We start from the raw sequence: 13448 nt of genomic DNA, 5'->3' as shown, positions 1-13448 counted from the left end.
CCCGCCTGGGACTCCCTGCTCGCCAAACTCGTCATCACCGGCGCCACCCGCAAACAAGCCCTCCAACGCGCCGCCCGCGCCCTGGCCGAGTTCCACGTCGAAGGCATGGCCACCGCCATCCCCTTCCACCGCACCGTCGTCACCGACCCCGCCTTCGCCCCCGAAGTCCACGACCAGGACGGCCCCTTCCAGGTCCACACCCGCTGGATCGAAACCGAGTTCGTCAACGACATCCCCGCCTTCACCACCCCCACCGACACCGACACCGACGAGGAACCCGGCCGCGAAACCGTCGTCGTCGAAGTCGGCGGCAAACGCCTGGAAGTCTCCCTGCCCGCCTCCCTGGGCATGAGCCTGGCCCGCACCGGCCTCGCCGCCGGCGCCAAACCCAAACGCCGCGCCACCAAGAAGACCGGCCCCGTCGCCTCCGGCGACACCCTCGCCTCCCCCATGCAAGGCACCATCGTCAAGGTCGCCGTCGAAGAAGGCCAGGAAGTCAAGGAAGGCGACCTCATCGTCGTCCTCGAAGCCATGAAGATGGAACAACCCCTCAACGCCCACAAAGCCGGCACCATCAAGGGCCTCAACGCCGAAGTCGGCGCCTCCCTCACCTCCGGCGCCACCATCTGCGACATCAAGGACTGACACCCCCACCCCCACCCACCCCACAAACCAGGCGCCCGGCAGACCGGATGAACGACCGGTCTCCCGGGCGCCTTGTGTCTCCCGGCGCGGCAGACGACATGGCGCGGGCCGCCCCGGCGCGGCAGACGACGCGGCACGGCAGACGACGCGGCACGGCCTGCCCCGGCACGGCGCGCCTCAGCAGCAGGGCCCGTGACCGTCCGCGGCTCCGTCAGGCGGGCGCGCCCCGTCGCACCCGCGGACGGCGTACCGGAGGCCGGCGGAGCGCTCAGCGGCGGCGGAGGTCTGCCACCCTGGCCCGCTCTCCCGTGGGCGGCTCCCCGAGGGCGGTCGCGCTGCGCAGCTGCGGGCCGCCGGGGACCTGGCCGCGGCGCGGCCCCGGCAGGGGCACGTCCCGGCGCGGCTGGCGACCCGTCGGCACGGACTCGCCTCCCGACGCACCGCCCGAGACCCCCGCGACCGCGATCTGCACCCCCTGGTCGGCCAGGGCCTGCAGCTCGGTGGCCGCGCGGTCGTCGTGCGGGGGCGGCTCGTCCGTCACCAGTCGGGTGATCACGTCCGTCGGCACGGTCTGGAACATGGTGTCCGTGCCGAGCTTGGTGTGGTCGGCGAGGACGACGACCTCCGAGGCCGCCTGCACCAGCGCCCGGTCGACGGACGCCGACAGCATGTTGGACGTGGACAGCCCGCGCTCGGCGGTGAGCCCGCTCCCGGAGAGGAAGGCCTTGGAGACCCGGAGCCCCTGGAGTGACTGCTCGGCCCCGCTGCCGACGAGGGCGTAGTTGGAACCGCGCAGGGTGCCGCCGGTCATCACGACCTCCACGCGATTGGCATGGGCCAGTGCCTGAGCCACCAGCAGCGAGTTGGTGACGACCGTCAGACCGGGCACCCGCGCGAGCCGGCGCGCCAGTTCCTGCGTGGTGGTCCCCGCCCCGACCACGATGGCCTCGCCCTCTTCGACGAGCCCCGCGGCGAGGTCGGCGATGGCGGTCTTCTCGGCGGTCGCGAGATGTGACTTCTGCGGAAAGCCGGACTCTCGCGTGAATCCGCCCGGCAGTACCGCACCGCCGTGCCGGCGGTCGAGGAGTCCTTCTGCCTCCAGTGCGCGCACGTCCCGCCGTACGGTCACTTCGGAGGTCTGGACGACGCGGGCGAGCTCACGGAGCGACACGGCCCCGTTCGCTCGCACCATTTCGAGGATCAATTGGCGACGTTCTGCAGCGAACACGAAACTGACAGTAACCCCAACGACCGTCTGCTTTCAGCAGTTTGCGCCGAATAACAGAAGTTGTTCGCACAGTAGGGCCCAAAGTGGTATAGGCGTCCACTCCCGGCATCGGCGCCGCACCCTCGCCGGCCACTCCCCGTGACCGGCGGTCCTTCCGGGCCGGGCGGTCAGACCTCGCCCGTGGCCTTCCGGGTCTGCAACTGCCGTGCCACCTCGGCGATCGAGCCCGACAGGGAGGGGTACACGGTGAACGCGTTCGCGATCTGCTCGACCGTCAGATTGTTGTCGACCGCGATCGAGATGGGATGGATCAGTTCGGACGCGCGCGGCGCGACGACCACACCGCCGACCACGATCCCGGTGCCGGGCCGGGAGAAGATCTTGACGAAACCGTCCCGGATGCCCTGCATCTTGGCGCGCGGGTTGCGCAGCAGCGGCAGCTTGACGCACCGGGCGTCGATCTTCCCGGAGTCGACGTCCGCCTGGCTGCAGCCGACGGTGGCGATCTCGGGGTCGGTGAAGACGTTCGCGGAGACGGTGTTCAGGTCGAGCGGGGCCACCGCGTCGCCCAGGAAGTGGTACATGGCGATGCGTCCCTGCATGGCGGCGACGGACGCCAGGGCGAAGACGCCGGTCACGTCACCGGCGGCGTACACGCCCGGTGCCGTCGTACGGGAGACCCTGTCGGTCCAGATGTGCCCGGACTCGCGCAGCTTGACCCCGGCCTCCTCCAGGCCCATCCCGCTGCTGTTCGGAATGGCGCCGACGGCCATGAGGCAGTGCGAGCCGGTGATCACACGTCCGTCGGCGAGGGTGACCTCGACCCGGTCGCCGACGCGCTTGGCGGACTGCGCGCGCGAGCGGGCCATGACGTTCATGCCGCGGCGCCGGAAGACGTCCTCGAGGACGACGGCCGCGTCCGGGTCCTCGCCGGGCAGCACACGGTCGCGCGAGGAGACGAGGGTGACCTTGGATCCCAGCGCCTGGTAGGCACCCGCGAACTCGGCGCCGGTGACACCGGACCCGACGACGATGAGCTCCTCGGGCAGCTCGTCGAGGTCGTAGACCTGGGTCCAGTTGAGGATCCGCTCCCCGTCGGGCTGGGCGTCGGGCAGCTCGCGCGGGTGACCGCCGGTGGCGATGAGCACGGCGTCGGCGGCGAGGGTCTCCTCGCCGCCGTCCGCGGCCCGTACGACGACCTTGCGCGACCCGTCCAGCGCCTGCATGCCCTCCAGCCGGCCGCGGCCGCGCATGACCCGGGCGCCGGCGCGCGTGACCGACGCGGTGATGTCGTGGGACTGGGCGAGCGCGAGGCGCTTCACCCGTCGGTTGACCTTGCCGAGGTCGACGCCGACGACCCGTGCGGCCTTCTCCAGCGGAGGGGTGTCGTCGGCCACGATGATGCCGAGCTCCTCGTAGGAGGAGTCGAAGGTGGTCATCACCTCGGCCGTCGCGATGAGCGTCTTCGACGGCACGCAGTCGGTGAGCACCGACGCGCCGCCGAGACCGTCGCAGTCGACGACGGTCACCTCCGCGCCGAGCTGCGCGGCCACCAGCGCCGCTTCATATCCGCCGGGTCCGCCACCGATGATCACGATCCGAGTCACGTACCCCATTGTCCCGCACGCGTCGGGTGATGCTCTCCCCGGGGGGCCGCCCGGTGGTACTCCTGTTGCAGCAGAGGCTGTCGTGGCGCTGCCGTACCCTCGACTCCATGTCGCTCTACGCCGCGTACGCCGGCAACCTCGACGCGCGGCTGATGTCCCGCCGCGCCCCGCACTCGCCGCTGCGCGCCACCGGCTGGCTCAACGGCTGGCGGCTGACCTTCGGGGGCGAGCACATCGGGTGGGAGGGCGCCCTGGCGACGATCGTCGAGGACCCGCTGTCACAGGTCTTCGTCGCGCTGTACGACATCGCCCCCATGGACGAGGACTCCCTGGACCGCTGGGAGGGCGTGGGCCTCGGCGTCTACCGCCGGCTGCGCGTGCGCGTGCACACCCTGGAGGGCGAGGAACCGGCCTGGACCTACGTCCTCGACGGCTACGAGGGCGGCCTCCCGTCCGCCCGCTACCTCGGCGAGATCGCGGACGCGGCGGAGTCGGCCGGGGCACCGCACGACTACGTGATGGAACTGCGCAAGCGCCCCTGCTGAGCCCTGCCGGGACTGCCGCACGACGACCGGCGGCCCGCGCCGAGCAGGGCCGCACGACGACCGGCGCCCGGCGCCGAGCAGGGCCGCACGACGACCGGCGCCCCGCGCCGAGCAAGGCCCCGCGGTGCCGGCTGCGCGGTGCCGGCCGGGAGGCCGCACATCGCCGACGCGGCCGACCGCACGGCGCACGCCGTGACCGCGGCCACAGCCATGGCGGCGACGGGAATCACCGGAAACGACAAGACAACGATCGCATTCCCGTGAACTCCATCATCTACGCGCGTAGGCAGAGAGCGGCTACTCTCGTGCGCGTGAACGCATCTCTTCTTCCGGACGACGTCCAGGGCGATCCCTACGCCGCCGCCGACACCGCCGCCGCGCGCCTGCGCGAGCTGACGGGTGCCGAGACCCACGATGTCGCCCTCGTGATGGGCTCCGGCTGGGCCCCGGCCGTCGACGCCCTCGGCGAGGCCGAGGCCGAGTTCCAGGTCACGGAGCTGCCCGGCTTCCCGCCGCCGGCCGTCGAGGGTCACGGCGGCAGGCTCCGCTCCTACCTGGCGGGCGACACACGGGCCCTGGTCTTCCTGGGCCGTACGCATTACTACGAGGGCCGCGGCGTCGCCGCCGTCGCGCACGGCGTGCGCACCGCCGTCGCCGCCGGCGCGAAGACCGTCATCCTCACCAACGGCTGCGGCGGCCTGCGCGGGACGATGCGCCCCGGCCAGCCGGTCCTGATCAGCGACCACATCAACCTGACCGCGACCTCCCCGATCGTCGGCGCCAACTTCGTCGACCTCACCGACCTGTACTCCCCGCGCCTGCGGACCCTGTGCAAGGAGATCGACCCCTCCCTCGAGGAGGGCGTGTACGCGCAGTTCACCGGCCCGCACTACGAGACCCCGGCGGAGATCCGCATGGCCCGGGGCATGGGCGCGGACCTGGTGGGCATGTCGACGGTCCTGGAGGCGATCGCCGCGCGCGAGGCGGGCGCCGAGGTCCTGGGCATCTCCCTGGTCACGAACCTCGCCGCCGGCATGACGGGCGAGCCGCTGAGCCACGAGGAGGTCCTCCAGGCGGGCCGCGACAGCGCAGCGCGCATGGGAGCGCTCCTGGCCCAGGTGCTGGAGCGGTTGTAGGGACGGCCGCCGGTGACGGCGTGGTACCGCACCCGGCGGGCAGGAACCACCGCGGACGCCTGCTCCCGCCCCACCCACACACAACGAGAGGTTGACCCGACGTGCACGACGAACTCATCGCACGGGCCCAGGCGTGGCTGGCCGAGGACCCCGACGCGGAGACCCGTGAGGAACTCGCCAAGCTCATCGACGCGGGGGACCACGCCGAGCTCGCCGCACGCTTCGGCGGCACCCTCCAGTTCGGCACCGCCGGCCTGCGCGGCGAACTCGGCGCCGGCCCCCTGCGCATGAACCGCTCCGTGGTCATCCGCGCCGCCGCCGGCCTGGCCGCGTACCTCAGGTCCCAGGGCCACGGCGACGGCCTCGTGGTCATCGGCTACGACGCCCGCCACAAGTCCGCCGACTTCGCCCGTGACACCGCCGCCGTCATGACGGGCGCGGGCCTGCGGGCGGCGCTCCTGCCCCGCCCCCTGCCGACGCCGGTCCTCGCCTTCGCCGTCCGGCACCTCGGCGCGGTCGCCGGTGTGGAGGTCACCGCGAGCCACAACCCGCCGCGGGACAACGGTTACAAGGTCTACCTCGGCGACGGCTCCCAGATCGTGCCGCCCGCGGACGCCGGGATCGCGGCCGAGATCGACGCGATCACCACCCTCACCGCGGTCCCCCGCCCGGACAGCGGCTGGGACACGCTCGACGACGGCGTCCTCGACGCCTACCTCGCCCGCACCGACGCCGTGCTCGCCCCGAACTCCCCGCGCACCGCCCGTACCGTCTACACCGCGATGCACGGCGTCGGCAGGGACGTCATCCTCGCCGCCTTCGCCCGCGCCGGCTTCCCCGCCCCGGTGCTCGTCGCCGAACAGGCCGACCCCGACCCGGACTTCCCGACCGTGGCCTTCCCCAACCCGGAGGAGCCCGGCGCCATGGACCTCGCCTTCGCGAAGGCCCGTGAGACGGACCCCGACCTCGTGATCGCCAACGACCCCGACGCCGACCGCTGCGCCGTGGCCGTCAAGGACGGCGCCGACTGGCGCATGCTCCGAGGCGACGAGGTCGGCGCCCTGCTCGCCGCGCACCTGGTGGAGCGCGGCGCCCGGGGCACGTTCGCCGAGTCGATCGTCTCCTCCTCCCTGCTCGGCCGCATCGCCGGGAAGGCGGGCCTCGCGTACGAGGAGACCCTCACCGGCTTCAAGTGGATCGCCCGCGTCGAGGGCCTGCGCTACGGCTACGAGGAGGCGCTCGGCTACTGCGTCGACCCGGACGGCGTACGCGACAAGGACGGGATCACCGCGGCCCTCCTGATCACCGAACTCGCCTCCCGGCTGAAGTCGCGGGGCCGCACCCTCCTGGACCTCCTCGACGACCTGGCCGTGGAACACGGTCTGCACGCCACGGACCAGCTCTCGGTCCGCGTCGAGGACCTCTCGCTCATCGCCGACGCGATGCGCCGCCTGCGGGAGCAGCCGCCCACGGAACTCGCGGGCCTGCCCGTCACCCGGTCCGAGGACCTCACGCGGGGCACGGACACCCTGCCGCCCACGGACGGGCTGCGCTACACGCTCGACGGCGCCCGCGTGATCGTCCGTCCCAGCGGCACGGAACCGAAGCTGAAGTGCTACCTGGAGGTCGTGGTCCCCGCCGCCGGACGCGCCGGCCTCCCGGCGGCCCGGGCCAGGGCCACGGACCTGCTGGCGGCACTCAAGCGCGACCTGGCGGCCGCGGCCGGCATCTGACCCGCGCCCGCCCGTGCCCGCGGCTTCTTCCAGCCGCGGGCACGGGTTCCGTACCGGATCACACGCACCGCTCCCCTCTTCCCCTCTTCCGCCCTTCCGCCCTTCCGCCCTTCCGCCCTTCCGCCCTTCCGCGGGGCGGCATCGGTGCTGCGGCCGACACCCCCGCGCCGGGAAGGGGTCGTCCCCATCTGACGGTGACAGGCGGAGGGAAGCGGGGTTCGGAGGGCGCGTGCCGCCCCGCCGGGTCCCGGGCAGACCCGCGGGTCCTCCGGGCAGAGGCGTCCGACTGCCGGCACCTGTCCCGCCGCCCGGACCGGGGCCCCTCGGCGTCAGAAGCCGGTGGTCGCCCAAGCCACATGGGCCCGCCACACGAGCCCAGGGTCACCTGCATGCACCGAGTACATATCGGTGCGGCTCGCCGCGCCCTATCGTGCGCACCACGCGACCGGACGACCGCTCTCCGGTGCGTGACGAGACGAGGAGCCGCCGAGCATGACGCGTCACCCCGAGGGCCCGCACCGCAAGGCCACGCCGCAGACCGGCCCGTACGAAGAGCTGAGCGTGCCCGTCGACGGCGGCGAACTCGCCGTGCTGCGCTGGCCCGCGGCCGAGGCGGGCGCCCCGGTCGTGCTGGCGCTGCACGGCATCACCGCCAACGCGCTCTCCTGGGCCCGGGTCGCCCACCACCTCGCCGGCCGGGCCACCCTGATCGCGCCCGACCTGCGCGGCAGGGGCGCCAGCCGGTCACTGCCCGGCCCGTACGGCATCGCCGCGCACGCCGCGGACATGGCCGCGCTCGCCGACACGTTCGGGCTGCGCGGGGCGGTGCTCGCCGGCCACTCGATGGGCGCCTTCGTCAGCGCGTTCACCGGCGTACGCCATCCCTCGAGGTTCGTCTCCCTCGTCCTCGTCGACGGCGGCCTCGGCTTCCCGGCTCCGGCCCACCTCGACCCGGACGCACTGCTCGACGCCGTCATCGGCCCGGCGATGCGCCGGCTGACCATGACCTTCCCCGACCGGCAGTCCTACCGCGACTACTGGCGGAACCATCCCGCCTTCTCCGGTGCGTGGTCGCCGTGGGTGGACGCCTACGTCCAGCGCGACCTCGTCGGCGAGGAGCCCCACCTGCGCTCGTCCTGCGTCCGCGACGCCGTGCGCGTCGACGGCACACAGGTTCTGCGCGATCCGGAGGTGCTGTCCGCGGTACGGCAACTGGAGCTTCCGGCCCGGCTGCTGTGGGCCGACCGGGGCCTGATGGACGAGCCGCAGGGGCTGTACGACGAGCAGCGGCTGGCCGCCGCGGACCTGGACCCCACCCGAATCGCGACGCACCGGGTGGCCGACGTCAACCACTACACGGTGCTCATCGGCGACGAGGGCGCGCGCACGGTGGCCGGCCATCTGCTGGACGCGGCGGGCGCGAGCGGCGACACGAGCGGCGACATGGGCGCCCCCTCCATCCCGTCCGCGCAGACACACGCCGACCGACCACATCGGTGAACCTTTCGACGGACCTGCGCCTTTCTTGTTCCTGATCAGTAACACACGGACGTGGCACACGTGGTGAGGGCCGTACATCGTGCAGACTCTGCTGTCGATCAAGACCGAGAGCTGGCACGTACGGCCATACGACGGGGGAACACCATGCGCAGCCTCCTCATCACCGTGCAGAACGCCGGTGACAAGAAGTGCAACGTCTACAACTACCGTTCCTAATCAGTGAGCAGGGGTGGGTCTTGGACCTGTACCTGGTCACTGCGGACACCCCGAACGGTTGTGGATGTCCTGGTTGCCCGCGTGCTCGCCGCGTCCGGCGGCACGGATCGTGTCCGTGGTCCGGGGATGCGGGGGCGGGGTCCCTCACGCCCAGGGACACGCCGGTCGGCCTGGACGGTCCGATGCCCGTGCACATCGCTCTGGTGTGCACGGGGCGGTGTCGTCCGTCGCCGGATCGGGTGTCCCTGGGCGCGTCGTCCGATCGCGATGCTCGCGGCGTCGTGCCGGGTGGTCTTACGGGTGGGGCGGCCATGGGCTTTTGCCAGTGCTGGGCGCCCCACGTGCTCGTGTAGGCCGGGTCCACGGCGATGATCGCGATACCTGTGGCGTCGGCCATGGAGGTCAGCCGGGCTCGGAGCTTGCCGGTCGGCATGCCGGAGATCAGGTGCCGCAATCGGCGCTTGCGCCCGTGCTTCTCTCTGGATTTCTCGGCCCGGAAGTCGAGGTCTTCCACCGCGATGGCCTTGACGCCGCAGGTCTTGGCCCAGTTCAGCAGCCGCGTGAGGGCGTGCCGTACCTGGGCGTCGCGGTGCTGGGCGCCTCGAGACAGGTCGAAGAAGAACCGGTGCGGCCGGCCGATCGGGTTACCGTGAGTGTCCAGGCGCCAGGCGGCGAGGTGAGCGGCGTTGGTGTCCACGCCGATCACGCCATCGACGAGGGCGGCTCGGAGTGGGATGGTCTTGGTGGGAGGGACCTGCCAGGAGGCGTCCATGTACCAGCGTCCGCGCTCCGTGTCGTAGTGGATGCGGTAGGCCACGGCCCGGTTCGCCTCCACGCGGTCGGCCCACTCCTGCCCCCGGTGAGAAAAGCGCGCCTTCGCGGCGAGTACGTACCGGCCGTGCTCGGCGTTCGCCAGGTCGGCGAGCGGGGCCGGGAGCTTGATCGACACTTCGCCCTCGGGCGTGATGCGGATCGTCTCGTTGCCGAACCTCTTCCCCGACTCGCCGTCCGCCTGGAAAAACCAGCGCCCGGCTTCCCACCGCTCACGCCACTCGGCCTCGGTGAGCTGCGCCTTGTCGAGGTTGTGACGGGTGCCCAGCAGACGTCTGCCGCCACGCACGACTTGCACCCGGCCGGCTTCCCGGTCGGCTTGAACCTTCTCGAGCCGGTCCTCCAGCACATGCAGGCGGCGTGCCTTGTTAAACCACTCGTGCGCGCAGCGGTAGCCGCCCGAAGCCCGTTTGGTGCCCTTCTGGCTGACCGGCAGGGACAGCCGGTGCCGGATCGTCGTGATACCGGCTTCGAGGGACTGGATGTGCGCGGCCTGGCCGCGCCGGGCGAGGGCCCACTGGTCATGCGTGGCCTTCGTGATCGACCCGGCCCACCGGGACGACGACTTGGCCGTCAGGTCCCGCTTACGGGCCGCCCATGACCGGGTGGAGTGCTCCGGGCCGTCAGCGCAACGCGCTTTGAGGCCCTTCGAGGCGAGCGAGCCCAGGTGCGCACCCACCAAGCGCAGAATCTTCTCGTCCTCGGGCGTGAGGTCCCCCAGCCGGGTACGAACCGCCACGCCGGACGGACCGGGAGCGACGAACGGCGCGGCGATCGGGCGGAGGTCAGCCATGTTCGGCGGCTTCCAGTGCCTTACGGGCGCGGTTCTTCGCCGACCTGCGCCCGTACAGGCGGGCGCAGAACGACGTCAGTACCTCCGCCATGTCCCGCACCAGGTCGTCTTCGACCTTACCGTCGTCCAGCACCAGCAGGTGACGGCCCGTGGCGGACATGGTGGCCTCGACGAGCTCGATGTTCATCGAACCAAGCCGGTCCTTGTGCTCCACCACCACGGTGGTCACGTTCGGGTCGGCCAGCAGACGTCGAGCCTTTGAACGGCAGCCGTTCATCCCGGAAGCGATCTCCGCCTCGACACGAACGACTCGGTGACCGGCCTTCGCCGCCCAAGCCGACAGCCGAGCGACCTGGCGTTCCAGATCGCTCTTCTGATCGTGCGAGGACACACGGGCATACAGGCCCAGACCTCCGACGGCCTCGGGCATGGTGTTCACGTCGATGTTCACCAGGATCGTGCGTGGCCCGACCCGCTGAGCCGGCACCGGCAACGTCCCCTCACGGAACCAGCGATACGCGGTCTGCGGATGCACGCCCTGCGACTTCGCCCATTCCGTCAGATTCACACTCTGACAACGACACTCACTCATCCATGGTTACGCTCACTCACCCGACCTCGAGGACCAGCAGGTGGAGACCCCGCATCGGGACCACAGGGGGGTGCGCTCTCGCGCCGGGCCCCGGACGTCCGCCCGGCCGGACGGCTCACCCCACCGCCACCAGGATCGCCAGCACCACCGCCCCCGCCACCGCCGGTCCCATCACCTCGTAGGCCCAGCGGACGGTCGGCTCGCCCTGGGCGTGCTCGGCGTTCCGGCGGGTCTCGGCGAGTTCGCGCAGGTCGTCCATGATCTGGTCGGTCTGGGCGCGGGCGGGGCCGGCCGGCACCGGCGGCGGGGTCCCGGTGCGGCCCCGCGTGCCGGGGCGGGCGGCCTGGGCGGTGGCGCGGGTGTGCTGCCGGGCCACCTTGTTGCGGGCGCGCAGCGAGACGGGCACGGCCCACAGCTGGTACTTGGTGCCGGAGGTGGCGACGACCTCGTTCGAGTAGCCGGAGCGGAGCGAGTCCACCGAGCCCCAGGGGAGCACGATCACCCGGAACGGGTTGCGGATGCGCAGCCGCTCCTCGTTGGCGTACACGGCCGGGCGCAGGGTGAAGGCGGTGACCAGCGGGATGACCAGGATCATCGTGGCGAGCGCCAGCCACGGGGTGCGGCCGTGCCCGGAGGCCAGCGCGTCGATGCCGAGCCAGAGCACGATGGCGAGCAGCAGTCCGCCGGCCGCGAGACCGGCGGGCGACCGGTAGACACGGTCCCGGAACTCGGGTGCCGAGGGTTCCGGCGCGGGCGGCTGGTGATCCGGAGTCGTCATGGACCCGATTCTGCACGACCGCCACAGCGGGCACGACCAGTTGGCCCGGCCGACGTCCGGGCTAGGACTCCGGGGCCGTCTCGGCGTGGACGGCCTTGCTGACAAGAGGCTCAAGAGCTGTGAGAACGCTCCAGCTGGCACCGCCGTCGAGTCGCCTCCGCGGGGACACGGGGCGGGCCTCCATGATCACCGTCGCGGTGTCCCGGTCCGTCCCGATCGAGATGTGGAACCTCACCGGGCAGGCGAGCGCATCCGTGAAGACGAGGGTGAGCCTGCCGTGCGTGAACTCCTTGACCTCGCCGATCCGGGGAGCTCGCGCCTTCTTGAGCGTGTGCAGCACGCTGTCGGAGAGCTGGTAGGGAGTGGTGCCGGACGGCACGGGTGCCCGGAACTCTGCGGTGCACGGCACGGTCGCAGCCTCGGCGACCAGGGTCAGACCGTGGCGCGAGGCCGTACGCGCGGCTTGCCACGTGTTGGAGAGGGCGACCGAAGCGAGCAGGACGGCCCCGAGGACCAGGCCGACGACCACCCCTTGGTACAGCGCGGCCGACCAGGTGGCCGCGTCCTCCGTCGTGAGTACGGCAGCCGTCATCGCGGCGCCGCAGAAAACGGCGAGCAGGGCAACCGCTGCGGCTGCGCGGCGTACGGCCGCGAACAAGTAGCTCGGCATGGGCGGAGTCTCGGCCTGTCTGTGATGCGTAAGAACTCGTACACGATCATCATCGGGGCTTTTCGCGGGAAGAACACCGTCGGTGTCACGAGGGCCGCGGGTGCACCGCGCCCCGCACCCGTCCCCTCGCGCCCCGCCCCGACCGGCCCCGTCCTGTCCCGCCCCGGGGCTGTACAGCCGCTACGCGCGTAGATATGCTCGGCTGGTGACCATGCCCATCACTGCCGCACAGGCCCCACACGCTCTCGCCGACGTCACCGCGTCCGACAGCACGCTGCGCCGCTTCCTGCACGGGCTGCCCGGCGTCGACGCGGTCGGCCTGGAGGCGCGCGCCGCTTCCCTCGGCACTCGTTCGATCAAGACCACCGCGAAGGCGTACGCCCTCGACCTCGCCATCTCGATGGTCGACCTGACGACGCTGGAAGGCGCGGACACCCCGGGCAAGGTCCGGGCGCTCGGCGCCAAGGCGGTGTGCCCCGACCCGACGGACCGCTCGGCGCCCGCGACCGCGGCCGTCTGCGTCTACCCCGACATGGTGGCCGTCGCGAAGGAGGCCGTCGCCGGTTCCGGCGTCAAGGTCGCGTCCGTCGCCACGGCCTTCCCGGCGGGCCGCGCCGCGCTGGAGGTGAAGCTGGCCGACGTGCGTGAAGCCGTCTCCGCGGGCGCCGACGAGATCGACATGGTCATCGACCGCGGGGCGTTCCTCACGGGCCGGTACATGAAGGTGTACGACGAGATCGTCGCCGTGAAGGAGATCTGCGGGAACGCCCGCCTGAAGGTCATCTTCGAGACCGGCGAGCTGTCGACGTACGACAACATCCGCCGCGCCGGCTGGCTCGCGATGCTGGCGGGCGCCGACTTCATCAAGACCTCGACCGGAAAGGTCGCCGTCAACGCGACCCCCGCCAACACGCTCGTCATGCTGGAGGCGGTGCGCGACTTCCGGGCACAGACCGGAGTGCAGGTCGGCGTGAAGCCGGCCGGCGGCATCCGCACCTCCAAGGACGCGATCAAGTTCCTGGTCCTGGTGAACGAGACCGTGGGCGAGGACTGGCTGGACAACCACTGGTTCCGCTTCGGCGCCTCCTCGCTCCTGAACGACCTGCTGATGCAGCGTCAGAAGCTGGCCACCGGCCGCTACTCCGGCCCCGACTACGTGACGGTGGACTGATCC

General features: G+C 71.9%; 11 protein-coding genes and 1 pseudogene. 6 read left to right on the top strand and 6 right to left on the bottom strand.

The genetic code is table 11. The annotated features are described in order from the left end of the window. A partial coding sequence (locus ACFYMU_RS18585; protein ID WP_388374033.1) for a biotin/lipoyl-containing protein occupies positions 1–645 on the top strand: 645 nt, incomplete at its 5' end. A gap of 268 nt (positions 646–913) precedes the next feature. On the opposite strand, the gene ACFYMU_RS18580 is transcribed toward ACFYMU_RS18585, so the two are convergent. Next, a complete protein-coding gene (locus ACFYMU_RS18580; RefSeq protein ID WP_388374031.1) occupies positions 914–1873 on the bottom strand; it encodes a DeoR/GlpR family DNA-binding transcription regulator in 960 nt (319 codons plus the stop codon). A gap of 167 nt (positions 1874–2040) precedes the next feature. Beyond that, the gene (locus ACFYMU_RS18575; protein ID WP_388374029.1) at positions 2041–3489 is read right to left on the bottom strand and encodes an NAD(P)H-quinone dehydrogenase; all 1449 of its coding nucleotides are present in this window, start codon (positions 3487–3489) and stop codon (positions 2041–2043) included. Between the two features lie 98 nt (positions 3490–3587). Between ACFYMU_RS18575 and ACFYMU_RS18570 the strand changes: the two genes are divergently transcribed. From ACFYMU_RS18570 to ACFYMU_RS18555, 4 genes are all read left to right on the top strand, one after another. Next, on the top strand, positions 3588–4025 hold the full coding sequence (locus ACFYMU_RS18570) for a gamma-glutamylcyclotransferase (RefSeq protein WP_388374028.1): 438 nt from the start codon (positions 3588–3590) through the stop codon (positions 4023–4025). A gap of 311 nt (positions 4026–4336) precedes the next feature. Then, positions 4337–5161 carry a purine-nucleoside phosphorylase gene (locus ACFYMU_RS18565; protein WP_388374026.1) on the top strand — a complete coding sequence of 275 codons (825 nt, stop codon included), beginning with the start codon at positions 4337–4339 and terminating at the stop codon, positions 5159–5161. 101 nt (positions 5162–5262) lie between these two features. Next, positions 5263–6894 carry a phospho-sugar mutase gene (locus ACFYMU_RS18560; RefSeq protein ID WP_388374024.1) on the top strand — a complete coding sequence of 544 codons (1632 nt, stop codon included), beginning with the start codon at positions 5263–5265 and terminating at the stop codon, positions 6892–6894. A 492-nt stretch (positions 6895–7386) separates the two neighbouring features. Further along, a complete protein-coding gene (locus ACFYMU_RS18555; RefSeq protein WP_388374022.1) occupies positions 7387–8394 on the top strand; it encodes an alpha/beta fold hydrolase in 1008 nt (335 codons plus the stop codon). Positions 8395–8606: 212 nt separating this feature from the next. On the opposite strand, the pseudogene ACFYMU_RS18550 reads toward ACFYMU_RS18555, so the two are convergent. The 4 genes and pseudogenes from ACFYMU_RS18550 to ACFYMU_RS18535 form a co-directional block, all read right to left on the bottom strand. Then, positions 8607–10234 (bottom strand): annotated as a pseudogene (locus ACFYMU_RS18550) (IS200/IS605 family accessory protein TnpB-related protein). Then, on the bottom strand, positions 10227–10802 hold the full coding sequence (locus tag ACFYMU_RS18545) for an IS607 family transposase (protein ID WP_388374020.1): 576 nt from the start codon (positions 10800–10802) through the stop codon (positions 10227–10229). Before ACFYMU_RS18545 ends, ACFYMU_RS18550 begins: the two are co-directional and overlap by 8 nt. Positions 10803–10941: 139 nt before the next feature. Continuing rightward, positions 10942–11604 carry a PH domain-containing protein gene (locus ACFYMU_RS18540; protein ID WP_388374018.1) on the bottom strand — a complete coding sequence of 221 codons (663 nt, stop codon included), beginning with the start codon at positions 11602–11604 and terminating at the stop codon, positions 10942–10944. 61 nt (positions 11605–11665) lie between these two features. After that, entirely contained in the window at positions 11666–12274 is a 609-nt protein-coding gene (locus tag ACFYMU_RS18535; protein WP_388374016.1) for a hypothetical protein, read from the bottom strand. Positions 12275–12485: 211 nt separating this feature from the next. On the opposite strand from ACFYMU_RS18535, the gene deoC reads away from it, so the two are divergent. Continuing rightward, entirely contained in the window at positions 12486–13445 is a 960-nt protein-coding gene (deoC, locus tag ACFYMU_RS18530; RefSeq protein WP_388374069.1) for a deoxyribose-phosphate aldolase, read from the top strand. Positions 13446–13448: the final 3 nt, after the last annotated feature.

Origin of the sequence: Streptomyces sp. NPDC007264, assembly GCF_042869095.1 — a bacterium.
Taxonomy (GTDB): domain Bacteria; phylum Actinomycetota; class Actinomycetes; order Streptomycetales; family Streptomycetaceae; genus Streptomyces.
This window is presented reverse-complemented; position numbering and strand designations above follow the sequence as displayed.

Coding starts and splice junctions, on each gene's coding strand:
- ACFYMU_RS18555 (WP_388374022.1), top strand. CDS start 7,387: ATGACGCGTCACCCCGAGGGCCCGCACCGCAAGGCCACGCCGCAGACC.
- deoC (WP_388374069.1), top strand. CDS start 12,486: ATGCCCATCACTGCCGCACAGGCCCCACACGCTCTCGCCGACGTCACC.
- ACFYMU_RS18535 (WP_388374016.1), bottom strand. CDS start 12,274: ATGCCGAGCTACTTGTTCGCGGCCGTACGCCGCGCAGCCGCAGCGGTT.
- ACFYMU_RS18570 (WP_388374028.1), top strand. CDS start 3,588: ATGTCGCTCTACGCCGCGTACGCCGGCAACCTCGACGCGCGGCTGATG.
- ACFYMU_RS18540 (WP_388374018.1), bottom strand. CDS start 11,604: ATGACGACTCCGGATCACCAGCCGCCCGCGCCGGAACCCTCGGCACCC.
- ACFYMU_RS18575 (WP_388374029.1), bottom strand. CDS start 3,489: ATGGGGTACGTGACTCGGATCGTGATCATCGGTGGCGGACCCGGCGGA.